26 protein-coding genes are annotated in these 24,209 nt (G+C 68.5%); 9 read left to right on the top strand and 17 right to left on the bottom strand.

Annotated features, from left to right (window positions below; genetic code table 11):
* Positions 1 to 2 precede the first annotated feature (2 nt).
* Together J2P76_RS00460 and J2P76_RS00455 are read left to right on the top strand one after the other, a co-directional pair.
* Entirely contained in the window at positions 3 to 257 is a 255-nt protein-coding gene (locus J2P76_RS00460; RefSeq protein ID WP_207403708.1) for a formate dehydrogenase subunit delta, read from the top strand.
* A gap of 94 nt (positions 258 to 351) precedes the next feature.
* The gene (locus J2P76_RS00455; protein WP_207403707.1) at positions 352 to 2,013 is read left to right on the top strand and encodes an OFA family MFS transporter; all 1,662 of its coding nucleotides are present in this window, start codon (positions 352 to 354) and stop codon (positions 2,011 to 2,013) included.
* Positions 2,014 to 2,339: 326 nt separating this feature from the next.
* Here the strand turns inward: J2P76_RS00455 and J2P76_RS00450 are convergent, their stop codons facing one another.
* The gene (locus tag J2P76_RS00450) at positions 2,340 to 3,323 is read right to left on the bottom strand and encodes an IS110 family transposase (protein ID WP_207403706.1); all 984 of its coding nucleotides are present in this window, start codon (positions 3,321 to 3,323) and stop codon (positions 2,340 to 2,342) included.
* Positions 3,324 to 3,965: 642 nt separating this feature from the next.
* Here J2P76_RS00450 and J2P76_RS00445 point away from each other — a divergent pair.
* Together J2P76_RS00445 and J2P76_RS00440 are read left to right on the top strand one after the other, a co-directional pair.
* A complete protein-coding gene (locus J2P76_RS00445) occupies positions 3,966 to 5,099 on the top strand; it encodes a methyltransferase (RefSeq protein ID WP_207403705.1) in 1,134 nt (377 codons plus the stop codon).
* Positions 5,100 to 5,286: 187 nt separating this feature from the next.
* Positions 5,287 to 7,197, top strand: coding sequence for a bifunctional metallophosphatase/5'-nucleotidase (locus tag J2P76_RS00440; RefSeq protein WP_207403704.1), 1,911 nt, complete (start codon positions 5,287 to 5,289; stop codon positions 7,195 to 7,197).
* Between the two features lie 33 nt (positions 7,198 to 7,230).
* Here J2P76_RS00440 and J2P76_RS00435 read toward each other — a convergent pair whose 3' ends face one another.
* Positions 7,231 to 7,761 carry a chromate transporter gene (locus tag J2P76_RS00435; RefSeq protein WP_207403703.1) on the bottom strand — a complete coding sequence of 177 codons (531 nt, stop codon included), beginning with the start codon at positions 7,759 to 7,761 and terminating at the stop codon, positions 7,231 to 7,233.
* Positions 7,758 to 8,333 carry a chromate transporter gene (locus J2P76_RS00430; protein ID WP_207403702.1) on the bottom strand — a complete coding sequence of 192 codons (576 nt, stop codon included), beginning with the start codon at positions 8,331 to 8,333 and terminating at the stop codon, positions 7,758 to 7,760. Before J2P76_RS00430 ends, J2P76_RS00435 begins: the two co-directional genes overlap by 4 nt.
* 207 nt (positions 8,334 to 8,540) lie before the next feature.
* On the opposite strand from J2P76_RS00430, the gene J2P76_RS00425 reads away from it, so the two are divergent.
* From J2P76_RS00425 to hutG, 3 genes are all read left to right on the top strand, one after another.
* Positions 8,541 to 9,386 (top strand): EamA family transporter, encoded by an 846-nt coding sequence (locus J2P76_RS00425; protein WP_207409065.1) that lies wholly within the window; start codon positions 8,541 to 8,543, stop codon positions 9,384 to 9,386.
* Positions 9,387 to 9,453: 67 nt separating this feature from the next.
* Positions 9,454 to 10,158: an SDR family oxidoreductase gene (locus J2P76_RS00420; RefSeq protein WP_207403701.1), complete on the top strand. Its 705-nt coding sequence runs from the start codon at positions 9,454 to 9,456 to the stop codon at positions 10,156 to 10,158.
* Positions 10,159 to 10,184: 26 nt separating this feature from the next.
* Positions 10,185 to 10,979, top strand: a complete 795-nt coding sequence (gene hutG, locus J2P76_RS00415) for an N-formylglutamate deformylase (RefSeq protein ID WP_207403700.1) — start codon at positions 10,185 to 10,187, stop codon at positions 10,977 to 10,979.
* A gap of 69 nt (positions 10,980 to 11,048) precedes the next feature.
* Here the strand turns inward: hutG and J2P76_RS00410 are convergent, their stop codons facing one another.
* The 4 genes from J2P76_RS00410 to J2P76_RS00395 form a co-directional block, all read right to left on the bottom strand.
* Entirely contained in the window at positions 11,049 to 11,876 is an 828-nt protein-coding gene (locus J2P76_RS00410; RefSeq protein ID WP_207403698.1) for an anti-sigma factor family protein, read from the bottom strand.
* A gap of 1 nt (position 11,877) precedes the next feature.
* Positions 11,878 to 12,393 carry a sigma-70 family RNA polymerase sigma factor gene (locus J2P76_RS00405; protein WP_207403696.1) on the bottom strand — a complete coding sequence of 172 codons (516 nt, stop codon included), beginning with the start codon at positions 12,391 to 12,393 and terminating at the stop codon, positions 11,878 to 11,880.
* A gap of 17 nt (positions 12,394 to 12,410) precedes the next feature.
* Positions 12,411 to 12,791 carry a COG4315 family predicted lipoprotein gene (locus tag J2P76_RS00400; RefSeq protein WP_207403694.1) on the bottom strand — a complete coding sequence of 127 codons (381 nt, stop codon included), beginning with the start codon at positions 12,789 to 12,791 and terminating at the stop codon, positions 12,411 to 12,413.
* 159 nt (positions 12,792 to 12,950) lie between these two features.
* Positions 12,951 to 13,433, bottom strand: coding sequence for a YajQ family cyclic di-GMP-binding protein (locus J2P76_RS00395; protein WP_207403692.1), 483 nt, complete (start codon positions 13,431 to 13,433; stop codon positions 12,951 to 12,953).
* Positions 13,434 to 13,584: 151 nt separating this feature from the next.
* Here J2P76_RS00395 and J2P76_RS00390 point away from each other — a divergent pair, with 151 nt between their 5' ends.
* Complete coding sequence (locus J2P76_RS00390) at positions 13,585 to 14,052, top strand: CopD family protein (protein WP_207403690.1); 468 nt, start codon at positions 13,585 to 13,587, stop codon at positions 14,050 to 14,052.
* 10 nt (positions 14,053 to 14,062) lie between these two features.
* On the opposite strand, the gene J2P76_RS00385 is transcribed toward J2P76_RS00390, so the two are convergent.
* The 9 genes from J2P76_RS00385 to J2P76_RS00345 form a co-directional block, all read right to left on the bottom strand.
* A complete protein-coding gene (locus J2P76_RS00385) occupies positions 14,063 to 15,046 on the bottom strand; it encodes a Bug family tripartite tricarboxylate transporter substrate binding protein (RefSeq protein ID WP_431603372.1) in 984 nt (327 codons plus the stop codon).
* A gap of 151 nt (positions 15,047 to 15,197) precedes the next feature.
* Positions 15,198 to 15,623, bottom strand: a complete 426-nt coding sequence (locus tag J2P76_RS00380) for a nuclear transport factor 2 family protein (protein WP_431603371.1) — start codon at positions 15,621 to 15,623, stop codon at positions 15,198 to 15,200.
* 17 nt (positions 15,624 to 15,640) lie between these two features.
* Positions 15,641 to 16,885: an NAD(P)/FAD-dependent oxidoreductase gene (locus J2P76_RS00375; RefSeq protein ID WP_207403688.1), complete on the bottom strand. Its 1,245-nt coding sequence runs from the start codon at positions 16,883 to 16,885 to the stop codon at positions 15,641 to 15,643.
* On the bottom strand, positions 16,882 to 17,202 hold the full coding sequence (locus tag J2P76_RS00370) for a non-heme iron oxygenase ferredoxin subunit (protein ID WP_207403686.1): 321 nt from the start codon (positions 17,200 to 17,202) through the stop codon (positions 16,882 to 16,884). The genes J2P76_RS00375 and J2P76_RS00370 overlap by 4 nt, the downstream gene beginning before the upstream one ends.
* 2 nt (positions 17,203 to 17,204) lie before the next feature.
* The gene (locus tag J2P76_RS00365) at positions 17,205 to 18,473 is read right to left on the bottom strand and encodes an aromatic ring-hydroxylating dioxygenase subunit alpha (protein ID WP_207403684.1); all 1,269 of its coding nucleotides are present in this window, start codon (positions 18,471 to 18,473) and stop codon (positions 17,205 to 17,207) included.
* A 21-nt stretch (positions 18,474 to 18,494) separates the two neighbouring features.
* Positions 18,495 to 18,986: an aromatic-ring-hydroxylating dioxygenase subunit beta gene (locus J2P76_RS00360; protein WP_207403682.1), complete on the bottom strand. Its 492-nt coding sequence runs from the start codon at positions 18,984 to 18,986 to the stop codon at positions 18,495 to 18,497.
* Positions 18,987 to 19,089: 103 nt separating this feature from the next.
* Complete coding sequence (locus J2P76_RS00355; protein WP_207403680.1) at positions 19,090 to 20,190, bottom strand: cupin domain-containing protein; 1,101 nt, start codon at positions 20,188 to 20,190, stop codon at positions 19,090 to 19,092.
* Positions 20,191 to 20,261: 71 nt separating this feature from the next.
* Complete coding sequence (locus tag J2P76_RS00350) at positions 20,262 to 21,257, bottom strand: ornithine cyclodeaminase family protein (RefSeq protein WP_207403678.1); 996 nt, start codon at positions 21,255 to 21,257, stop codon at positions 20,262 to 20,264.
* Positions 21,250 to 22,116, bottom strand: coding sequence for a fumarylacetoacetate hydrolase family protein (locus J2P76_RS00345; protein WP_207403676.1), 867 nt, complete (start codon positions 22,114 to 22,116; stop codon positions 21,250 to 21,252). The genes J2P76_RS00350 and J2P76_RS00345 overlap by 8 nt, the downstream gene beginning before the upstream one ends.
* Positions 22,117 to 22,315: 199 nt before the next feature.
* Between J2P76_RS00345 and J2P76_RS00340 the strand changes: the two genes are divergently transcribed.
* The gene (locus J2P76_RS00340) at positions 22,316 to 23,041 is read left to right on the top strand and encodes a GntR family transcriptional regulator (RefSeq protein WP_207403674.1); all 726 of its coding nucleotides are present in this window, start codon (positions 22,316 to 22,318) and stop codon (positions 23,039 to 23,041) included.
* A 120-nt stretch (positions 23,042 to 23,161) separates the two neighbouring features.
* Here J2P76_RS00340 and J2P76_RS00335 read toward each other — a convergent pair whose 3' ends face one another.
* Positions 23,162 to 24,151: a Bug family tripartite tricarboxylate transporter substrate binding protein gene (locus J2P76_RS00335; protein WP_207403672.1), complete on the bottom strand. Its 990-nt coding sequence runs from the start codon at positions 24,149 to 24,151 to the stop codon at positions 23,162 to 23,164.
* Positions 24,152 to 24,209: the final 58 nt, after the last annotated feature.

Below are 24,209 nucleotides of genomic sequence, written 5' to 3'. Positions count from 1 at the left end.
CGATGAACATCGCCAACCTGATCCGCATGGCCAACCGCATCGGCGATTTTTTCGAGGCCCTGCCCGACCGCGAAGAAGCGCTGGAAGGCATCGCCAACCATATCCACAAATCCTGGGAACCCCGCATGCGCACCGCGCTGCTGGATTTCCTGGACCAGCATGCGGATGGACAGGACGGCGACGTCCGGCTGCATGACATCGTGCTGGAGGCGGTGACGCGCAATCGCGCGCGCCTCACCCCCGCCCAGCCCGCCTGAAGCTCGCGACAACACCCCGACAACCATAGAGGCAGCTGCGGACGACCCGCAAGCGCCCATTCCCGGCCCCTGCGCCGCCCTGAGAGGAGACACTATGAGCAACACCGCCACATTGGATTTGCCCGGCGCCAAGCCGGGATTCCTGGACAAGGAACGCACGATCGCGGGTCCCGGCTTCAGCCGCTGGCTGGTGCCGCCGGCGGCCCTGGCCATCCACCTGTGCATCGGCATGGCCTACGGTTTTTCGGTTTTCTGGCTGCCCTTGTCCAAGTCGCTGGGCGCCGGCACGGCCACTTGCGCGGCCGACATGAGCCTGGTGGCGGAGCTGTTCACCACCCAGTGCAACTGGCGCATTTCGACCATGGGCTGGATGTTCACCCTGTTCTTCGTGCTGCTGGGCTGCTCGGCCGCGCTGTGGGGCGGCTGGCTGGAACGCGCCGGGCCGCGCAAGGCGGGCATCGTGGCCGCGCTGTGCTGGTGCGGCGGGCTGGTGATCTCGGCGCTGGGCATCCAGCTGCACCAGATGTGGATGATGTGGCTGGGCTCGGGCGTCATCGGCGGCATCGGGCTGGGGCTGGGATACATCTCGCCGGTCAGCACGCTGATCAAGTGGTTTCCCGACCGGCGCGGCATGGCCACCGGCATGGCCATCATGGGTTTCGGCGGCGGCGCAATGATCGGCGCGCCGCTGGCCGACATGCTGATGCGCCACTTCGCCACTCCCGAAGGGCTGGGCGTGTGGCAGGCCTTCGTGGCGCTGGCCATCATCTACATCATTTTCATGGTGTCGGGCGCCCTGGGCTACCGCATCCCGCCCACCGGCTGGAAGCCCGAGGGCTGGACCGAACCGGTCAAGCACGCCAACAACGCGATGATCACCAAGGGCCACGTGCACGTGAAACGCGTGTGGGGCATTCCGCAGTTCTGGCTGGTGTGGTGGGTGCTGTGCCTGAACGTGACCGCCGGCATCGGCATCATCGGCATGGCGTCGCCGCTGCTGCAGGAAGTGTTCGGCGGCACGCTGCTCGGCCAGCCCGAGCTGCTGTACGGCCAGCTCGACAAGACCCAGCTGGCCGCCATCGCCGCCACCGCGGCGGGCTTCACCGGCCTGCTCAGCCTGTTCAACATCGGCGGGCGCTTCTTCTGGGCCAGCCTGTCGGACAAGCTGGGCCGCAAGATGACGTACTTCGTCTTCCTGGTGCTGGGCTTCCTGCTGTATTCGTCGGTGCCGTGGTCGGCGCATCTGGGCGCGCTGGCGCTGTTCGTGGGCGCGTTCTGCATCATCATCTCGATGTACGGCGGCGGCTTTTCCACGGTGCCGGCCTACCTGGCCGACCTGTTCGGCACCCAGATGGTGGGCGCCATCCACGGCCGCATCCTGACCGCCTGGTCGGCGGCGGGCATCTTCGGGCCGGTGCTGGTGAACTACATCCGCGAATACCAGCTGTCCATCGGCGTGCCGCGCGCGCAGGTCTATGACATCACCATGTACATCCTGGCCGGGATGCTGGTGCTGGGCTTCCTGTGCAACCTGGCGATCCGTCCGGTCAACCCCAAGTACTTCATGAGCCCCGAAGAGCTCGAACGCGAAAAAGCCCTGGCCCACGAACGCGCCGTAGCCGCCGAAGTGCGCGGCGAATCGACCTCCACCTTCAAGACCCCGCTGGCCCTGGTGCTCTTCGCCTGGGCATGCGTGGGGGTTCCGTTGGCCTGGGGGATCTGGACTACCTTGGTCAAGACGGCTGTGTTGTTCTAGTTTTCTTATGGCGTCGCGGCGGGGCGGCGTGGACGCCTTGGCTTCACGATGCCGTCCGGGCGCCCCGCGCGCCCGGGTCCGGCATCGAGGCGCCGCGGCATCCACGCCACCCCGCCACGACTTGCATTGAATCAATATCCCTGCGCCGCAGGGGCCGATTGAGTTCTTGCATGTTGGCCAACGGTGGCTGAAAAGAAGAAAAGCGCGCAGGGCCGGCCGTCGAAGCCGCCCTGCGCGGCCTCGACGGCCATTCCGATGAAGGAATGCGCGGTTAGCAGGTTTGGAGCTGGGGCAGGTGTCTGGCTCCGAAGATACCGTCTTGGCGGTCAAGGGCTTAAGGCGTAATCAGAGCGATATGGAGTGCGGCTCTTGAGTACGCCGAAGCATAAGTGAGCGAGCTTTCGCATGGCCGCGCCCAGCGCGGCCATTTTGCTTTTACCCGCGTTGAGCAAGCGAGCGTAAAGCGCCTGTATATGCGGGTTGTGCCGTACCGCGACGACCGCTGCCATGTAGAGCGTGGCCCGTACTCGCGCCGGGCCGGTCTTGGATAGACGAGGCCGGCCATTCAGGCTGCTGCCCGATTGGCGCTGCACCGGTACAACGCCTAGATAAGCGGCCAGCGCCTGCGGTGAGTCGATGCGCCGGTTATGCATGATCGACAGAATGGCATTGCCGGTCTGCGGGCCAACGGCCGGGATACTGCTCAATAGCTCCCGGTCTCCCTTCAGGTCGGGGTGGCGATCGATGTGGTCGTCAATGGCGCGCTCCAGGCGCTTGATCTCTTCACGCAGGAACGCCACGGTCTTGGCGATCGAACCGGCCACCAGCTCCGGAGAGCGGCCAAACTCGCTTTTCTCCTGGCGGTTGAGCTCGCGTTGCAGGTCTTTGGCCAAGGCTTCACGCCGGGCCAGCAGTGCACGCAATTGCCGCGCATGCAGCGGCGCGGGCTGCCAAGCCGGTGGGCGCACTACCTGGCCGTAGCGGGCCAGCATGTAGCTGTCGATCTCATCGGTTTTCGAGCGCACCGCCAAGGCGCGGGCAAAGTCGCGTGCCTGTGCCGGATTGATCATCGAAACCGTGGTTCCTGCGTCGTGCAATGCCGTGCCGGCCTGCTCATGGTAGGGGCCGGTCGGCTCAAGCACGGCGTGCAATTGCTCCGGTGTAGCGCCTTGCTTGGCGCACCAGCCCACCAAGGCCTGGATGCCCGCGGCCGTGTTGGGCACCACTTTGGTCTTGCGCTTGTCGCCTTCGGCGCTCAGCAAGGCACAATTGAGCTTCGCCTTGGAGACGTCAATTCCTAGAAAAAACATAGACTTGGGCTCCTCAAAAAGAATCCCCTCAACCCACTGTGCCCACTTACCTTGTACATGCAGGGTCCTGGCCCTAGGCTACCGTTCAGTGTTCAGCTGGCTTACAGGGGGCGGTTCCGGGGCTTCATCTGCGGAGCAAAGTCCACGCTTTCGGTGCCAGAACAAGCTCACCGGAACCGCTGTGGTGATAGCTAATCACCACAAGTGCCAAGATACAAGGTGCCAGACACCGTTGTGTGCCACGGCTATCTCACTCGTACGGTGTCAGGCACCCTGCGGGAGCCTGACACCTGACACCACCCGGCAACCTGGCAACCCCGAATGGCTGTCGCGGGCGCGCGGGGCGCCCGGGACCAGCCGGCCCCACACGATTTTTTTCTTCTCAGACGCAGCCCCCCAAGAACGCAAGAACCCAGCTCGCCCCAGCGATGCGGCGAATGATCGTTGGCGCGAGCCGCCGTGGTGTGGCATGGCTGCCGCGGCGCCTCGGAGCCGGACCCGGGCGCGCGGGGCGCCCGGACGGCTTCGTGAAGCCAAGGCAGCCATGCCACACCGCGGCGGCGCCGCAAGAACAACCACCCCTGCCCCGTCCAAAGAAGCTGCTACATTCCACTCTATTCAGCTTCGCCCCCCCTTCACTGCATGCCCACGTTGCCCACTGTCCACTGGACCGAATCCGGCCAGGCCTTCAGCGCCCTGTGGCGCTCGGAATCGGCCGCGCCGCCGCCCGCCCGCATCCAGGCGGCCGACGACCGGATGCCGGCGGATGCGGCGTACCGGCTGATCTGCGAAGGCACGCACCTGCTGTGGCGCGGCGACTTTCACAATGCGCGGCAGTTGCTGCAGGCGCTGGCGCGGCGTATCGACAAGAAGCCCCGCAAGCCCGCGGCCAGCGCGCTGGATGCCTTCAACCGGCACCGGCAGGCGCAGTCGCAGCGCGCGCGCCTGCTGGGCAGCCTGTTGCTGCCCTTCGACGCCGACCACGGTATTGCCCTGCGCCGCGCCCCCGATGCCCGGCAGGCCTGCCTGGAAGCCTATGGCCCGGCGCCCGGCCCGTACCTGGCGTCGCTGCGCGAACTGCAGGGCGTGATCGGCGCGCACGAATGGCGCAAGAAAGGCGTGCCCATCGCCGCCCTGGACGACCGCATCCACCCCCACTACGGCGTGTTCTCGCCGGTGCGCGGCGAATACATCGACCTGGTGGCGCGCGCGCCGCTGCCGGGCGGGCAGCCCCCCGCCCTGGCGTACGACATCGGCACCGGCACCGGCGTGCTGGCGGCCGTGCTGGCGCGGCGCGGCGTGCGGCGGGTGGTGGCCACCGACCAGGATCCGCGCGCCCTGGCCTGCGCGCGCGAAAACCTGGCCCGCCTGGGCCTGCACAAGCAGGTCGAACTCGCGCAGGCCGACCTGTTTCCCGATGGCCGCGCCGGCCTGGTGGTGTGCAACCCGCCCTGGCTGCCCGCCCGGCCCGGCGCGCCGGTCGAGTACGCCATCTACGATCCCGACAGCCGCATGCTGCGCGGCTTCCTGCAAGGCCTGGCGGCGCACCTGGCGCCGCAGGGCGAAGGCTGGCTGATCATGTCCGACCTGGCCGAGCACCTGGGCCTGCGCGCCCCGGATGAACTGCAGGCATGGATTGCCGATGCCGGCCTGCGCGTGGCGGGCCGCCTGGACACGCGCCCCGCGCACCCCCGCGCCTCCGACCCCGACGACCCGCTGCACGCCGCGCGCGCCGCTGAAACCACCTCGCTGTGGCGGCTGGCCGCGGCCGGCTGAGCCCCTTAAGCCGCATTCCCGGCCGGCGCCGCGCCACGCGGCAGCGCGTGGCCGTGGCCGCCATGCGCTTCATTGCGCGTCCATGACGCGCTGATTACGCATTCATCATGCGTTCATCGCGCATTCATCGCGCCGTCATCTGCCTCTTCAATCATTCGGGTTCCGAAACCCGAAGGCACGCGGCGCCATGGCAAGCTGGAAAAAACACACCTGCGTATTGATGATGAGCGGGCTGGCCCTGCTGGCCGGCTGCGGCAGCGGCAGCGACGACGACGATGATGATGCGCCGCCGCCGGTGGCCAGCGCGCCCATGGACCTGACCATTCTGCACGTCAACGACCACCATTCGAACCTGGACAGCAAGGCCAGGACGCTGCAGCTGAAAGACGCCGCCGGCAACGTGACGGATGTCAGCGTGGACGCGGGCGGTTTTCCGCGCGTTGCCGCCGCCATCAAGGAACTGGCCGGGCAGTCGGCCAACGTGCTCAAGCTGCATGCCGGCGACGCCATGACCGGCACGCTGTATTTCAACCGCGCCGGCGAACCGGGCGAGGCCGACGCGGCCATGATGAACACCGTGTGCTTCGACGCCATGACGGCGGGCAATCATGAGTTCGACAAAGGCGACAGCGGCCTGCACCGCTTCATCGAGTTCCTGCACGCGGGCGATTGCCAGACGCCGGTGCTGAGCGCCAACGTCACGTTTGCCGACGCATCGCCGCTGAACCCGGCGCGCGCGCCCGGCTGGGTGCGGCCTTCGGTCGTGCTGCAGCGCGGCGGCCAGCCCATCGGCCTGGTGGGCCTGACCATTGCGGGCAAGACGCAGCAGTCGTCCAGCCCCGACCCCGGCACCGTGTTCTCGGACGAAACCGAAGCCGCGCAAAAGCAGATCGACGCGCTGCGCGCCCAGGGCGTGAACAAGATCATCGTGCTCAGCCACATCGGCTACGGCTACGACCAGCAGGTCATTGCCGGGCTCAGCGGGGTGGACGTGGTGGTGGGGGGCGACTCGCACACGCTGCTCGGCCCCGACGCGCTGGCCACGTACGGCGTGGGCACCCCGGCCGGCGCCTACCCCACCCTGCTGACCGACAAAGACGGCAAGCAGGTGTGCCTGGTGCAGGCGCGGGAATACGCGCAAGTGGTGGGCGAATTGAAAGTCAGTTTCGACGCCGACGGCGATGTCACCCAATGCTCGGGCACGCCGCACGTGCTGATCGGCAGCGCGCTGACCCAGAGCGGCACCGCGCCCAATGCGGCGGACCAGGCGGCCATGGACGCCGAGATCGCGGCCACCGGCTTCCTGTTGGTGCAGGAACCCGACGCCGGCGCGGCCGCGGTGCTGCAGCCCTACAAAGACCAGGTCGACGCCTACAGCCGCAGCGTGGTGGCTTCGGTGCCGCTGGAACTGTGCTCGCGCCGCGTGCCGGGCGGCCCCGGCTCGGTGGATTACGGCCGTTCCAGCGCGGCGTGCAACGCCGAAGGCAGCGTCAATGTGCGCGGCGGCGATATTCAGCAGCTGGTGGCCCAGGCCTACCTGGAAGTGGCCAATGCGCAGTACGGCGGCGCCGACATCACGCTGCAAAGCGGCGGCGGCGTGCGCATCCCCCTGCAGGGCAACGTGACCGCTGCCAATGTGATCGAGGTGCTGCCGTTCGGCAACATGCTGTGGCGCCTGGACGTGACCGGCGCGGAAGTGCGCAGCATGCTGGAAGACGGCCTGCAGGCGGTGTATGGCCCGGGCGGCACCACCGGCCCGTACCCCTACACCGGCGGCCTGCGCTTCGATGTGGACAGCCTGCAGCCGCAAGGCAGCCGCGTGTCCAACGCCGAAGTCTGGGACGCCGCCGCCAGCCAGTGGCTGCCGCTGGATGCCGGCCGCACCTACAAGCTGTTCGTGCTGAGCTTCAACGCCACGGGCGGCGACGGCTATGCAACGCTGGCCGGTGTGCCCGCCGAGCGCCGGCAGGACATCGGCGTGCTGGATGCCGACGTGCTGCAGACTTACATCGACATGCAGGCCAGGAATGCCGCCGGCCTGCCCGAGCTGCACCGCCTGTCGGTGGACCTGTACAGCACCAAGTCGTATATCGAGTAGCGGCGCGGCGCGCGCCGCCCGCGCCGGGCAGCCTCAGGGCTGCCCGATGCCGGTCAGGCCCAGCAGCGCGCCGGCCGCCAGCATCCACAGCGGGTGCACGCGGGTGAAGATGGTAACCGCGGCCACCAGCGCGGTGATGATCCCCAGCATCCAGGTATGCACGGATGCCTCGGTGATCAGCGACGCGCTGGCCGCCATCAGGCCGACCGTCATGGGGAAGATGCCGGCCTGCACCACGCGGCGCCAGGGCTTGTCTTTGAAGCGTTCCCACAGGCCCAGGGCCACGGCGGTCAAGAGCGACGACGGGCCGAACTTGGCGATCGAGGTGATCAGCGCGCCCTGCCAGCCGGCCACGTGCCAGCCCACCAGGGTCACCACCATCAGATTGGGGCCGGGCGCGGCCTGGCTGAGCGCGAACAGCGCGCTGAAATCCGCATCGGACATCCATTGGTGCACTTCGACCACCTGCCGCTGCATTTCGGGCAGGATGGTGTTGCCGCCGCCGAAAGCCAGCAGCGACAGTTGCGCGAAAATCACGAACAGCGAGACCAGCACCGCGCTCATCGCGCCAGCCTCCAGGTAACGAAAATGCTGATGGGCGTCAGCACCAGCATGGTGGGCAGCAGGGGCAGGCGCAGCAGCGCGATGCACACGAAGCAGGCCAGCGCCACGGCAATGGCGGCCCACTTGCCGCGCAGCGGCCGCGCGATTTTCACGGCCATCGAGATCAGCAGCCCGGCGGCGGCGGCCGCCAGGCCGGCGAACAGATGCTGGATGCGCGGGTCGTCGGCATAGCGCTGGTACACCACGCCCAGCGAGATCACGATCAGCGAGGGCGCGGCGATCAGCCCCATGATGGCCGCGAAGGCCCCCCTGGGGCCGCGGAACTTCATGCCCAGGGCCACCGACATATTGATGATGTTGCCGCCGGGCAGGAACTGGCACAGGCCCAGCAGTTCGGTGAAGTCTTCGGGCGACAGCCAGCGGTTCTTTTCCACCACCATGTGGCGGGCCAGCGGCAGCGCACCGCCGAAAGCGCTGAGGCCCAGCCAGAAAAAGCCGGTGAACAAGGCCCACGAGGTGGGCGGGACGGGGTCGGGCGCGGCGTCGGAATCAGTGGGAAGCAGGGCATTCATGGCGGGCTACCGGTGACAGGGTCGAAAGCCTACTCCTGCCCGCGCCGGACCGCAATTGGCCGGCGCGGGCGGCCGGCCGGCGCGCGCCCGTACCGTAGAATGGCGGGGCTGCCGGCCATCCGCGGCCGGCCCTCGCGCAGCATGTCCACGCCCGCCCCCCATCCGCCCTCGCCGTCCCTCTATCCCATCCTGCTGCTGATGGTCGCCATGGTGTCCATGCAGGGCGGCGCTTCGCTGGCCAAGAGCCTGTTCCCGGCGGTGGGCGCGCAGGGCACGGCGGCGCTGCGCCTGCTGTTTTCGGCGCTGATGCTGCTGGCCTATTTCCGGCCCTGGCACGTCCGCCTGCCGGCCTCGGGCTGGCGCGTGGTGCTGGCCTACGGGCTGTCGCTGGGCGCCATGAACCTGCTGTTCTACATGTCGCTGCGCACCATTCCGCTGGGCATCGCCGTGGCGCTGGAATTCACCGGGCCGCTGGCGGTGTCGCTGCTGTCGTCGCGCCGGCTGGCCGATTTCGCCTGGATCGCGCTGGCCGCCGCCGGCCTGCTGCTGCTGGTGCCGCACGGCGCCGACGTGCGCACGCTGGACCCGGCCGGCATGGCGTATGCCCTGGCCGCCGGCCTGTGCTGGGCGCTGTATATCGTGTTCGGCCGCCGCGCCGGCATGCGGCACGGCACGCAAACCGTCGCGCTGGCCGCGTCGGTGGCGGCGCTGGCCGTGCTGCCGTTCGGCCTGGCGCAGGCCGGGCCGGCCCTGTTCTCGCCCGGCCTGCTGCCGCTGGCGGTCGGCGTGGCGATCCTGTCCAGCTCGCTGCCCTATGCCCTGGAAATCACCGTGCTGGCGCGCATGCCGGTGCGCGTATTCGGCACCCTGCTCAGCCTGGAGCCGGTGTTCGCGGCCGTATCCGGCCTGCTGTTCCTGGGCGAGACGCTGACCCTGATGCAATGGGCCGCGGTGGCCGCCATCGTGGCCGCCTCGGCCGGCATTACCGCGGGCAGCGGCAAGCCTGCCCGGCCGCGCGCGCGCAAGGCGGCGGCGCCGGGCAAGGCCCCATGACGGGGTTTATCATGATGCGGCAGGCGCGCCCCGGGCCGCCCCGTCTTATTGCAAAGGAAAATCCGACATGTCCACTGAAAAAGTCGCACTGATCACCGCCGGCGGCAGCGGCATGGGCGCCGCCGCGGCGCGCAAGCTGGCCGCCGACGGCTTCCGGGTCGCCATCCTGTCGTCGTCCGGCAAGGGCGAAGCGCTGGCCGGCGAACTGCAGGGCCTGGGCGTGACGGGCTCGAACCTGGTGCCCGACGACATCGCCCGGCTGGTCGACAGCGCCATGCAGCGCTGGGGCCGCGTCGATGCCGTCGTCAACAGCGCCGGCCACGGCCCCAAGGGCAAGCTGCTCGACATTCCCGACGCCGACTGGCAATTGGGCATGGAATACTACTTGCTGAATGTCGTGCGCATCACGCGGCTGGTGGCGCCCATCATGCGCCAGCAGCGCGGCGGCTCGATCGTCAATATTTCCACCTACGCCACCTTCGAACCCGAAGCGCTGTTTCCCACGTCGGGCGTGTTCCGCGCCGGCCTGGCCGCCTTCACCAAGGTGTTTTCCGACGAATACGCGGCCGACAACGTCCGCATGAACAACGTGCTGCCCGGCTTCATCGACAGCCTGCCCGAAAAAGACGACCGCCGCCAGCGCATTCCCATGGGCCGCTACGGCCGCTCTGACGAAGTGGCCGAGCTGATCGCCTTCCTGGCCTCGGACAAGTCCGGCTATATCACCGGGCAGAACATCCGCATCGACGGCGGCATCACCCGCTCGGTTTAATTTTCCTCAGCCACATCCCTTACCGCATGACCACGCTCTATACCCTTACCCGCGGCGATGCGCCGCTGGTCATCAACATCCCGCACGTGGGCACCTGGGTGCCCACCGAACTGCGCCCCCTCATGACAGCCCCGGCGCTGGGCGTGCCCGATACCGACTGGCACGTCGACCGCCTGTACGACTTCGCGCGCGAGCGCGGCGCCACCCTGATGGCGGCCACGCATTCGCGCTATGTCGTCGACCTGAACCGCGACCCGGAAGGCGCCGACCTGTACCCCGGCGCGTCGAACACCGAACTGTGCCCCACCGGGCGCTTCGATGGCGGCCCGATCTGGAACGAGGGCGCGGCCGGCCATCCGCTGCTCGACGTGGCGGCGCGGCGCCGCCAGTATTTCGACCCCTACCATGCGCAACTGGCGGCCGAGCTGCAGCGCGTGCATGCCAGGCACGGCTATGTCGTGCTGCTGGACGGCCATTCCATCATCTCGCGCTGCGCGCGTTTCTTCGAGGGCCGGCTGCCCGACCTGAACCTGGGCACGGCCGACGGCGCCAGCTGCGCGCCGGCCCTGCAAGCGGCGGCGGCCGCCGCGCTGGCCACGGCGCCCGGGTTCAGCCACGTGGTCAACGGCCGCTTCAAGGGCGGCTGGATCACCCGCCACTACGGCCAGCCGCAGCGCGGCTACCATGCGGTGCAGCTGGAAATGGCGCTCGAAGCCTACATGACCGAAGACGAGCCCTTCAACTGGGATCCGCAGCGCGCCGAGCCCCTGGGCCATGTGCTGCGCGCCCTGGTCGATGCCCTGCTGGCCTGGCGGCCTTGAGGTCTGACAGGTGTCTGGCTCCCGCAGGGTGCCAGACACCTGGCACGGACCTGGCAAGCCGCAGCTGACTCAACCAGCCGGCGCGGTATCCAGCTGGCGGTAGACTTCGGTCGAGATCCGCATCAGTTCGCCGCGGCCGACTTCGCCCGACAGGGCGTAGCCGAAGCGGCCGTCCACCCAGTAAAACACCCGGACCGGGCCTTCCTGGGCGAACTGGAACGCCGTCTTGCCGCCGGCCGCCTCGCGCGTCACGTACAGGGTCAGGCGGCGGCCTTCGGCCGAGGCATACATGAACTGGGCCACCGGCCCCTGCCCGCCGGGCAGCAGGCGCCCGCCCACCAGCGCATAGCCGGCCTGCGCCAGCGCGGGGGCCCGCACCGGAGCGCCCAGACGCTTGGTCAGCCAGGTGACCAGGGCCTGTTCCTGGTCGGCGCCGATCTCGACCGGGCGCCGCGCGTCGGCGGCATATACGGCATGGGCAATGGCGGCGCGGTGCGCGAAGGCGGCCTCGCCCGCGGCGGCGGCCCGGGCTTGCAGGACGGCGCCCATCTGCCGGCTGTCGAACTCGCCGCGCACGAACCAGGCCGCCACGGCGCTGCACACCGCCAGGGCCAGCGCCGCGGCCAGCGCGGCCCAGCGGCGCGGCGCGGCCGGCGGCGCCAGCGGCAGGCGCAATGGCAGCGGCTCGTTGGCCACCGGCGCCAGCCACTCTCGCAACATCCGGTTCTGTTCACGCCAGGCCTGCACCTGCTCGCGCGCCTCGGGGTGCTGCTGCAGGAAAGCAGCAATTTCAGCGGCCCGTTCGTCGGGCAGCTGGCGGTCGACATAGGCATGCAGGTCGGCCTCGGTCACCGGGGCGCCGGGGCCGGGCATGAGGGGCAGGGTCTGGTCGTTCATATCATTTGACCCGGTGCAAGGCGGGCGCGGCGGCCGGGCGCGCCTGCAGCAGCGCGCCCAGGCGGTCGCGGGCGCGCGACAGGCGCGACATCACCGTGCCCACCGGCACGCCCAGGGCCAGCGCCGCTTCGCGGTAGCTGAATTCCTCGACGCCCACCAGCAGGATCACCGCGCGCAGGTCGGGCGGCAACTGCAGCAGGCAGCGGTCCAGGTCGCGCACTTCCAGCGCGTCGGCCTGGGTGGGCCGCACGGCGACCTCGGGCAGCTCGCCATCGGCCAGGGCATCGGCCTGGCGGCGCTGCGCGCGCACGCTGTCGATGAACTGGTTGTGCATGATGCCGAACATCCAGGCCCGCAGCTCGCCGCGCCGCTGCCAGCGCGAGTAGCGGCTCCAGGCCCGTTCCAGGGTATCTTGCACCAGGTCGTCGGCGCGCTCGCGCTCGCCCGTCAGCCCGCGGGCATAGCGCCGCAGGCTGGGGATGCAGGCGACGATCAGCGCCTCGTCTTCGGCGCGCATGCGGCCGCCGGGCGGCGTCAGGGCTTGACTACGTGCCAGACGTTCTTGACGTTGTCGCCGTGCTTTTCGCCCGGCTTGGTGTCTTTCACGAACAGGTACAGCGGCTTGCCCTTGTAGGCCCACTGCTTGGCGCCGTCATCGCGGGTAACGATGCTGTAGTCGCCCTGCGCCTTGGCATCGGCGGCGGCGGCCAGGGGCGGCCAGGCCTTGGCGCACTTGTCGTTGCAGACGCTCTTACCGGCGCTGTCGTTGTCGAAGGTGTACAGGGTCATGCCGGCCTGGTCGGCCAGCACGCCGTCTTGCGTCTTGACGGGGGCCTGGGCGTGGGCGGCGGCGGCGAACAGGGCGCAGGCGGCCAGGATGGCGGCGCGGCGGGCGGTGGCAATACGGACAGTCATGGTGGGCTCCTGAAAAGGGATACTGCACTGCTACAGACGTCCGCGCCGGCCGGTTTATTCCCTATTCCAAGGCAAAAAAAGCCCCCACGCTGCGCTACGCTTGCTGCCCCCCGAGGGGGCGCTTTTTGCCTTGGGGCGGCCCGGCGGCAAAAAAAAAACTCAATCGCGGAAGTTCTGGTACTGCAGGGGCAGGTCGACGTCGGTCTTGCGCAGCAGGGCGATGGCTTCCTGCAGGTCGTCGCGCTTCTTGCCGCTGACGCGCAGCTTGTCGCCGTTGATCTGGCTTTCGACCTTGAGCTTGGCCGCCTTGATGGCGGCGATCAGTTTCTTGGCGACGGGCTGCTCGATACCCTGCCGCACGGTGACTTTCTGGCGCGCGCCACCCAGGTTTTCGAGCGGATCGGCCACCTCGAGGCAGCGCAGGTCGATGCCGCGCGCCGACAGCCGGCCGCGCAGGATGTCCAGCATCTGTTTCAGCTGGAAGGCGCTGGGCGCGATCTGGGTCACCACGAACTCCTCGAGCTCGAACTTGGCGTCGGTGCCCTTGAAGTCGAAACGGGTGGCCAGCTCGCGGTTGGCCTGGTCGACCGCGTTGCTGAGTTCGTGCTTGTCCACTTCGGAAACCACGTCGAAACTGGGCATGGCTGCAACCTATGAAAAATGGTGGATCAACAGCGGCCTCCCGCCGCCGGCAATATCCTGGCAGTTTATGTCGATTTGCGGCCGCCGGGCCAGGCGGCGATATGATGCGGGCAAGGCGGCCCCTTCGGCGCCGCGTTCACCGGGAAGGCCCATGTTCTACAGCATATTGAAGTTTGCGCACATCCTGGCCGTCATCTTGTGGGTGGGCGGGATGATTTTCGCGTACTGTTTCCTGCGGCCGGCCGCCGCGGCGCTGGAACCGCCCCAGCGGCTGCAGCTGATGCGCGGCGTGCTGGGCCGCTTCCTGAACGCCGTGCTGTGGTCGGTGGTGGTGGTTCTGGCCAGCGGGGCCTGGATGATCGGCCGTTCGGCCCGCCAGGCGGCCGAATCGGGCGGCAGCTTCCACATGCCGCCGTCCTGGACGGCGATGGCCACCCTGGGGATCCTCATGGCCGTCATCTTCGGGCACATCCGCTACGCGCTGTACCCGCGCCTGGCGAACGCCGTGCAGGCCGGCCAGTGGCCCGCCGCCGGCGCCGCCATGGGGTCGATCAAGACCTGGGTGGCCGTCAACCTGGCCCTGGGCCTGCTGGCGGTGGCCGCGGTGGTGCTGGGCTGAGCCTCGGGCCTCAGTCGATCGCCGCGCCGGCGGTGCGCACCACCTTGCCCAGGCGCTCGTATTCTTCCGCGCCGAATTCGGCCAGTTCCTGGCGCGACGTGGGGGCCGGCATGGCGCCGCGCGATTCCAGCGCCTGGCGCACTTCCGGACGCTGCAGCGTGCGCTGCACCGCGGCGTTCAGGGCGTCCAGCATCTGCGGCGGCGTACCCTTCGGGGCATACAGGCCGTCCCAGGCGAAGAACCCGTAGCCCTTGACGCCGCTTTCGTCGATGGTGGGGATATCCGGATGCGAGGCCACGCGCTGCGGCGTGGTCACGGCCAGGGCGCGCAGCTTGCCGGCGTCGATCTGGCCCGCCACGTTGGGCATCACGTCGATCAGCAGCGAAATGCGGCCGCCCAGCAGATCGGTCATGGCGGCGGCGCCGCCCTTGTACGGGATGTGCATCAGGTCGACGCCGGCCATCTGCTTGAGCAGTTCACAGGCCAGGTGCGACGACGTGCCGTTGCCGGCCGAGCCGCAGGTCAGCTCGCCGGGATGCTGCTTGGCATAGGCCAGCAGCTGCGACAGCGACTTGAAGCGCTCGTCGTTGCCATTGACCACCAGCACGGCGGCGATGGTGGTGAAGCGGGAAATGGGCTCGAAATCCTTGGGCGTATAGCCGGGCGTTTTGTACAGCCAGTGGTTGGTGGCCTGCGTGCCGTTGGTGCCGTACACCAGCGTATAGCCGTCGGGATTGGCGCGGGCGCCGATGGCGGTGCCGATGTTGCCGCCCGCCCCCGGGCGGTTCTCGATCACGATGGGCTGGCCCACTTCGCGGCTGAGCGGATCGGCGACCAGGCGCGCCAGCGTGTCGCCGCCGCCGCCGGCGGCAAAGGGCACGATCAGGGTCAGCGGGTGCGTGAAGGGGCTGTCCGCCTGGGCCGGACCGGCGACCGCGGCGGTGGCGGCCAGCAGCCCCGTCAGGAAGCGCATCAGGGTGCGTGTGGCTTTCATGGGTTGTCTCCTGTTCATAGAAATCGACATCGAGGTTGTGCTTGCTGCAGGTGCCAGGCACCAGGCAGGATTCGTTATGTGTGGTGCTGCGGTACTGCTGGGGTACTACTGCTGCGGTCCGGCAGCGCCCGGCTTGCGGACGCCGCCGGGGTCATTCGGGCGGCAAGTGGCGCCGGCTCTGCTTGTCGGCCAGCCGCCAGCCATCGGGGGTGCGCACCAGGGCATCGCGGCAATCGCGAATGGCCACCAGGCGCGGCGCGCCGGGCGCGCCATCCTGCGCCACGCTTTCGTAGGCGGTCAGAAAATAACCCAGGCTGGCGCGGTCGGCAGCCGCTTCAAGCAGCCGCACATTGGTGATCACATGGCAGGTCGTGCGGCCGGCGGGGCGCGCGTCCAGGGCCTGCAGCACGGCTTGCGGGCCCCGCAGGGCCTTGCCCTGGCGCTGCCAGACGCCGTCCGCGGCCATCAGCGCGGCCACCGCCTCGTGGCGGCGCGTGTCCAGGGCATGGAAAAACGCCAGCACCACCGCTTCACAGGCGGCCTTGATCGCCGCGGTATCGTTGTCTCGCTCCATCATGTCTTCCTTATCCTGATTCAGGCCGCCGCCGTGGCGGGGCGGCACAATGCAGTAGCCAGCGGGGCGTCCGGCCGCGCCAGCACGGCAGGGTCCAGCCGGGCCCCCTCGGCCAGCCATTTGCGCAACTGACGGAAATCGCGGCCGGCATTGACAGCCACCGCCGCCACCGCGCCCCCCTGGGCATCCAGGGCCACCGACAGCAACCCGCGCTGCGCCGGCAGCGGCCGCAGCGCTTCGCCGGCCGCGCGCGGCAAAAATCCCGCAATCTGGATCATCGCGTCGTATTGCTCGGACCACACGGCGCCGGACGACACGTACGGCGCCCCCAGGCCCAGCGCCGCACGCGCCGCGGCCACGGCCTGGTCCTGGGCGTTCTGCCACGATTCCAGCCGCAGCAGCCGCCCGGCGGCCGCCACCGGCATCACCGCCACGTCGCCCGCCGCGTACACATCGGGCGCCGAGGCGCGGCAATATTCATCCACCACCACCCCGCCGTCGCAAGCCAGGCCGGCGGCGCGGGCCAGTTCGTCATTGGGCTGCAGGCCCACGCCCAGTACCACGGCGTCGGCCGCGATGGCCGGCCCGCTCGACAGGGCCAGCGCCAACGCCGCGCCGTCGGCCGCGATGCTCCGCAGCCCGGCGCCCAGCCGCAGCGCCACGCCCTGCCCGCGGTGCAGGTCCGCCAGGTAATCGGACACGCCGGGCATCACGCTGCGCGCGCACAGCCGTTCGGCCTGCTCGATCACCGTGACCTGGCAGCCCATCTGCCGCGCGGTGGCTGCCACTTCCAGGCCGATCCAGCCGCCGCCAACCACCGCCAGGCGCTTGCCCCGCCCCAGCGCCTGGCGCAGGCGCAGCGCGTCGTCGCGCGTGCGCAGCACGTGCACACCGGGCAGGTCGATGCCGGGCAGCCGCGGCACCAGCGCGCGCCCGCCGCAGCACAGCAGCAGTTTGTCGTAGGCCAGGTCCTGGCCGTCGGCGGTACTCACCACGTGCTCGTCCAGGCGCAATGCGCGCGCCGCCACGCCGGGCCGGAAGTCGATATCCAGTTCGCGCAGCTGGTCCGCCGAAAACAGCTCGGTGGTTTCGGGCGCCGCCTCGCCGGCCAGCACGGCCTTGCTGAGCGGGGGCCGCTCGTACGGGGCATGGGGTTCGGCGCCCAGCAGCACCACGCGGCCGCCATAGCCGGCGTCGCGCAGCGTGCGGGCGGCCCAGCCGCCTGCCTGGCCGGCGCCCACGATCACGATGGCGCCGCGGCTCATGCCGGCTCGGCCCGCAGCAAAATCGTGTCGCCCTCGATCTTCACGCCATAGCGCTTCAGGTCGGTGGTAACGGGCGGGCACTGCGGCTTGCCGCTGCGGATGTCGAACACGCCCTGGTGCAGCGGGCATTCGATCGTGCCGTCTTCCAGGTAGCCTTCGGCCAGGCTGGCGTTGCCATGCGGGCAGCGGTCCTGCGTGGCGCAGATCTCGCCTTCCAGGTCATACAGGCACACGGCCTCGCCATCGAGCATGACGCGCAGCGTATGCGTGTCGGGCGAAATGTCCTTGACCACCGCCACGGGTTTCCAGGTATCCATGCTTACAGCCCCATTGCTTCGCGGTAGTACTGGTAAAACGCGCGGATCAGCACTTCGGTCACCATGTAGTCGGCCGGCTGCGTGTCGCGCCCGCCCATCTCGACCACGCCCTGCCCGTTGGGATAGCCGCCCACGCCGATCTGCACCTGGTTCAGCATTTCGCTGTCGTCCATCGACACGAAGCCGGCCGGGCCCAGCAGGTTGGCGTGCTTCAGGCGCAGGCGCGTCATTTCCTCGTCGTCGTCTTCGTAGCCGTAGTAGGTGAACACCAGCTCGTGCTCGGTGGGGCTGCGGGGAATGACGTGGCGCGTCTTCAGCGAATTGGCCTGGATGCCGAACTGCGCCGCCGGAAACACCCAGGCGCCGCCGACGCGGCCGCGGTTGAATTCGGCGCGCGGCGTCACGGTTTCCAGGTCCAGCAGTTCCAGGTCGTCGCGGAAGCGGCTCATCTCGGAAGTAGCTTCGGTCTTCTTCTTGCCTTCGTTGTGCGACACCATCACGCTGTGCGCGCCGCCCCCGGTGGGAATGCATTCCGATTTCGAATCGGCGCGCCACAGGCCGAAGGTAATGTAGAAGGTGTGCAGCAGCGTGGCGTGGTAGGGGTCCTTCAGGTTTTCCAGGTACATCTTCCAGTTGCTGGGAATCAGCTGGCGCGTGTAGCCCAGCAGCTTCAGCTTCTTGCCCGGCAGCATGTGGTCGATTTCGGCCAGCACTTCGGCGCCGCAGTAGTCTTCGAAGCTGGGCGCGTCATCGGAAAAAGTGGCCCATACCGAGCCGCCGCGGTTCACGCTGCGCAGCTTGCGGATGCCATTCTGCTTGGGATCGAAATCTTTGGGCATGCCGCCCTTGCCCATGGCGCCGCGGCGGAATGGCACGCCCTGCAGGTTGCCGTTCAGGTCGTAGTTCCACTGGTGGTACGGGCAGGTAAAGTCCTTGACCTTGCCGGTGTTCTGCCAGCAGATCTGCGCGCCGCGGTGGGCGCAGCGGTTTTCCAGCACCGCGACCTCGCCGGTTTCGGTGCGCACCATGATGACCGGGCGGTCGCCGATCCAGTTGCGCTTGTAGCAGCCGGGCTCGGGCACTTCGCAGTCCAGGCCGACGTAGTTCCAGGTCTTGCCGCCGAAGAACACATCCATTTCCTTGCGGAACACATCGGGGTCGGTGTAGACCCAGTTCGGGATGCGCGTGTGGCCTTCCTTGGGCCAGCGGCGTTCGATGCGGATGGGCGCCGGCGCGGCGGCCTCGGGCATGGGGGTATCGGGACAGGTCATGGCTGTTCCTTCAAAGCAGATTCAGACGGGAATGATCAGGGACGTGCGCACGCGGTAGTTGTCGTGCACGCAATCGCGGCGCCGCAGCAGGAAGCTGCCGCCGCTGCGCACCAGGACATCCATGTAGCAGCCCACCATGTTCAGCACGGGCTCGCGGTCGGACAGGGCTTCGGTAATGGCGAAGTTGGCCTGCGCCACGATCTCGTCACCGTCCGCCTGGGCGACGCGCACGCCGCTGATGAAATGGCGCAGCGAACGCGGCTCGTACACGGTGGTTTCGCGCAGCGCCGTGACACGGTCTTTCACCATGTTCTTGTTCATGCAGTAGATCAGCCCGATGGGCAGCCCGGCGTCGTAGTTCTCGCGCGACAGCACGCGGTAGTGGCAGTCTTCGGTAAAGAAGGCGGGCCAGTCTTCCAGGCGGCCGTCGTCCAGGCAGGCGGCGTAGTCTTCGTAGAAATCGCGCAGCTGCGCCCGCAGGGCGGGCATGTCGGTGGCGGAGGTAGCGGTCATGAAATCAGTCCAACGAAAATTCAGGGAAGCCGTCAGTGGGCGGTCAGCGGCGCCGGGCGCTCGGTGTCGGGCACTCGCGGCGCCCGACACCTGGCGCCAGCGTTCATGACGCCGCCGCCAGCTGGGCGCGGTTGCTTTCGAAGCCGCCCTGGCTGCCCAGCGCCAGGATGGGCTCCTGCAGGCGCTCCTGCCAGATCAGCGATTCCATCGCGATCTGCAGGGGATGGTCCTGCACCGTCAGGGCCGAGGTGGTCTCGGTGCCGGAATGGTGCGAATGCATCGCCCAGCCGGGGGCCGAAAGAATCAGGTCGCCCGCCTTCCAGTCCAGGCGCTGGCTGCCCACCTTGCTGTAGCCGTTGCCGCGCAGGTAGTAATTGATGGCCGCCGAACTGTGGCGGTGCGGCACGTGGTGGTTGTCCGGCGGCGACGACGAAATGGTCGCGAAATAGCTGTGCGTGGTGCCGATGCGGCGCTCGGTGGCCGGGTTGTACAGCACGAACAGGCGGCGGCCGTTGTAGCCCTTGGCAATGTCTTCGACGCTGGGCAGGTGGCGCGCCACTTTTTCCCAGGGCCAGTGCAGCGCTTTCGATTCCAGCACGTCAATGTCGATCAGCCATTCATAGCCCAGCAGGGTGGCGCCATCGGGGCTGATCTGTTCGCGCAGCGCCAGGTCGCGCGCGCGCGCCGCGCCGGCCGCGCGGGGCTCGGGCCGGCGCGTGTTCGCGTCGGCGGGCGGCACATCGCCCTCGAATTCCTCAACGTAGTGGACTTCCAGTTTTTCCAGCAGCGGCGCGTTGGAATACGACAGGCGCACCCAGGGTTCCTGGCCGTCGTTGCGATACGCGTGCACCTGCATCGACGGGGTGTTCCAGACGTCCCACTTGTTGATGCGCAGCTCGCGCCCGCTTACTACCGCCACGCCCGAGCCGCGGATACAGATCTCGAGCATGTTGGAATTCTTGCGCAGATTCAGGGTGGTCTCGCCCGGGTTGACCACGTTGATCGTCACATCGGTGCCGGGCGTCAGGCCCAGGCCCGGCGCGGTCGCGGCCGGATGCACGATGAGCGAGGCGCGCCGGCCGTTGGCCGGGCGCGGCGCGGCGATCAGCCGCTCGATCTCGAGATCGATCTCTTCCCTGGAAATCAACACCGGGTCCCATTGGTGCTGTGGCCGGGCCGAAGCCCCGCTGACGTCGACGAACATGGATGTCTCCTGGCTGTTTGGTGCCATGCCGGCTGGCGCCGGCGCAATGGATAAAAAAGGTTGCGGCGCGGTCAGGGCTGCGCCAGCAACAGGTTCTCGCGCGTCTGCCGCGGCAGGGCATGGCCCAGGCCGCGCGCGCAGGCGGTTTCATAAACCACGCGGGCCATGGCCAGGTCCGACAGGCCCATGCCCATGCCCTTGAAAATGGTCAGGCGCGCATCGGCCGGACGCGCGGCGCCGGCGGCCAGCAGCTCGCTCAGCACCGTCACGCCCTGCCACGGCGCGCCGTCGGCGCCATAGCGCTCGCGCAGTTCGCGCGAGCCGCGGCGGGCGTTTTCCAGATCGTCCACCACCACGGCATCGGCGCGCTCGAAAACGTCCTGGGCGAATTCCGCCTTGGCCGGCAGAATGGCGCCCACCGCATTCAGGTGGCTGCAGGCGGCCAGGTCGGCGGCCGCCACGAACGGCTCGGCCGCGCGGGTAATCAGGGTGACGATCTCGGCGCCGTCGAGCGCTTGCGGCAGGCTGTCGGCGGCCACGACCTCGAATGCGTACTTCGGCGCCACACGCTCGACGAAGGCGCGGCGCTTTTCCGGCGTGGGGCTGTACACCCGCACCGACTGCAGGTCGCGCACGGCGGCCAGGGCAGCCAGCTGGGTCAGCGCCTGCGGCCCGGTTCCCACCAGCGCCGCGGTGCGCGCCGCCGGCGGCGCCAGCGTGCGCGTCGCCACCCCGCTGATGGCGGCGGTGCGCAGCATGCCCAGCGCGCGCGCCTCGATAATGGCCAGCAGCGTGCCGGCATTGGCGTCGAACAGGCTGAACACCGACCCGCCGCCCGCCTTGGTGTGCACCCAGGTCTTGAAACCGGCATAGCCGCTGGCGGTCATGACCGAGCCCAGCGCGTGCATCGAACTGCCGTCGCCCCAGGTGGCCAGGCTCTTGGGCAGATTGCGCGCCTGGTTGCGCCCCTGCGCGGCCAGGGTGTCCTGCAGGGCGTCGATGGCGCGCGGCATGTCCAGCACCGACACCACGTCCTGCTCGCTCAGGTATCGCATTGCTTCAGCCATGAGGGTTCTCTTCAGTACAGGCGGCCGGCTCATCGGCCACCGGGTTGACCAGCCGGCCCACGCCGGGAATATCCACTTCCAGCACGTCGCCGGCCGCCATGAACAGCGGCGGCGTGCGGCGCGCGCCCACGCCTTCCGGGGTGCCGGTGGCGATGATGTCGCCGGGCGCCAGCGGCGTGAACGTGCTGATATAGGCAATCAGTTCGGGAATCGGGAAGATCAGGTCGTCGACCCGGCCGTCCTGCATCACTTCGCCATTGAGGCGGGTAACCACCTGCAGGACCGCGGGGTCGGGAATCTCGTCGGCGGTGGCCAGCCAGGGCCCCAGCGCGCCGCTGCGCGCAAAGTTCTTGCCCGGCGTGACCTGGGCGCTGTGCTTCTGGAAGTCGCGCACCGAGTTCTCGGCCATACAGGTGTAGCCGGCCACGTGCTCCAGCGCCCGCGCGGCGGGAATGCGGCGTCCCGCCTTGCCGATCACCACCGCCAGCTCGCCTTCGAAATCGAACCTGGCCGAAGCCATGGGCCGCCACACCTCGGCCTGGTGGCCGACCAGCGAGTCGGCGAAGCGGATGAACAAGGACGGATGCGCGGGCAGCTCGCGGCCGGTTTCGGCCACATGGCGGCCGTAGTTCAGGCCCACGCACAGTATCTTGCCTGGCGCCACGATAGGCGGCAGGTACTGCAGGCCCGCCAGCGGCAGGCGGGGCGCATCGCCGCGCAATGCCTGCGCGATGGCCTGCGGGCCGGCCTGCAGGGCGGCGGCCAGATCGGGCCAGCGGCCGGTCAGCACGGCCACTTCATCGCCCTGCTGCGCGCCCCACCCTGGCTGGCCGTTGTACAGGAAGCTGAGCAGCTTCATCTTGTCTCCTGGTGAAAGACAAGCCCGCCGCGGAAAAACAATAATTGCATGCATTGCATGGAATATTTGCCGTGGCAAGCCTGTTTTTTATTATTATTGCATGCAATTTTGATCTTTCGCAAGCATGCGCCCCCACCAAAATGGCAAATTGCATGCAATTTTTGTTTAATCTGGAGCGCCGCTCAGGAACCCCCGCCTTATGGCCGCACAAATCGACAAAGTCATTTCCGAACTCCGAGACCTGGTGCTGTCAGGCGAACTGCAGCCCGGCGAACGCGTCATCGAGTTGCAGTTCGCCGAACGCCTGGGCGTGTCGCGCACGCCGCTGCGCATCGCCATGACCGAGCTGGAAAAAGAAGGCCTGCTCGAACGCCTGCCTTCGCGCGGTTTCCGGGTGCGCGCCTTCACCGTGGACGAAATCGCCGACGCCGTCGATGTGCGCGGCGTGCTGGAAGGCATGGCGGTGCGGCTGCTGGCCGAACGGGGCGCGTCGCAGGCCACGCTGGACCAACTGCGCGAGGCCGTCGAAGAAGGCAAGAGGCTGCTGGCCCCGGCCGAACACGACCCGAACATCACCGTGGATGCGCGCTCATGGGGCCGCATCAACCGGCGCTTTCATGAAATTCTGTATGCCGCGGCGGGCAACCGCGCGCTGACCGCCGCGCTGGAACACAACAACAAGACCCCGCTGGCCGGGCCCGCGGCCTTGACGCTGCCTTCCACTCCTTCCGAGCTGGAAACCCCCTTCGTGCTGCGCGCCCAGACCGACCACGAAGACCTGCTGCGCGCCATCGAGCGGCGCGAGGCGGTGCGCGCCGAGAGCCTGATGCGCGAACATGCCTACCGCAGCCGCGAAAACAAGCGCATCCTGCTGGCCACCCTGCGCATGAACCGCAGCGTTCTCGCGCAAACCCCATCCGATTAGGCAGTGTGTTGCCAGGTGTCTGACTCCCGCAGGGTGTCAGACACCGAAGTGCACGCCAGCTATCTCAATCGTTCAGTGTCTGACACCCTGCGGGAGTCAGACACCTGGGGGCCTGCTCTCTCAGTCGACCTTCGCGCCCGACAGTTTCACCACGTCGGCCCAGCGCTTGATGTCGGCCTTGTGCACGCGCTCGAAGGCCGCGGGGCTGGGGTCGGCCGGGGGCGTGATGCCCTGCACGTCGATCAGCCAGCGCTGGAACTCGGGCTTGGACATTTCCTTGATGACCGCGTCGCTGAAGCGCTTCTGGATGTCGGCCGGCAGCTTGGCGGGGCCGAACAGGCCGTACCAGGTGCTGCTTTCATAGCCCGGCAGTCCGCAGCCCTCGGCCACCGTGGGCACGCCGGGCAGGGCTTCGAGCGGCTTGGACGTGGTCACGCCCAGCGCGCGCACCTGGCCGGCCTTGACGGCCGCGATGCTGGGCGCGCTCTGGTTGAAGAAGAAATCCACCTCGCCCGACAGCAGCGCCGTCATGGCCGGCCCCTGGCCGCGGTACGGCACGTGCACGATGTCGACCTTGGCCTGGTGGGTGAACTGCGCGCCGGCCAGGTGGCCCGACGTGCCGTTGCCGGTGGACGAGTAATTCATCTTGCCGGGGTTCTTGCGCGCCAGCGCCAGCAGGTCTTTGCAGGTCTTGACGTCGGGATGCTTCTGCGGATTGACCAGCAGCACGTTGGGCACGTCGCCCAGCAGTGCGATGTGGCTGAAGTCTTTCCACACGTCGAAGGTCAGGCTCTTGTACAGCGCGGCATTGATGGCGTGCGTGCCGGCCGTGCCGAACAGGAAGGTGTAGCCGTCGGGCTCGGCGCGCGACACCACATCGGACGCCACGTTGCCGCCGGCCCCGGTGCGGGCCTCGACGACGATGGGCACGCCCAGGGTCTCGGTCATGCCCTGGCCCAGCTTGCGCGCGTACAGGTCCACGCCCGAGCCGTTCGGGAAACCGCCCACAATGACAATGGGCCGCGACGGCCATTTATCCTGGGCGGCCGCCGGCAGGGCGGCCGTCAGGCTGGCCGCGGCCAGGGTGGCAATGCTTAAGATGCGCAACATGGTTATTCCCCTTTTGAAGTTGTGCTGCGATGAACTGCCTGCCCCCACGGGCAGGCAG

It is taken from the genome of Bordetella petrii (assembly GCF_017356245.1).
In the GTDB taxonomy this organism is placed as follows: domain Bacteria; phylum Pseudomonadota; class Gammaproteobacteria; order Burkholderiales; family Burkholderiaceae_B; genus Bordetella_A; species Bordetella_A petrii_D.
This window is presented reverse-complemented; position numbering and strand designations above follow the sequence as displayed.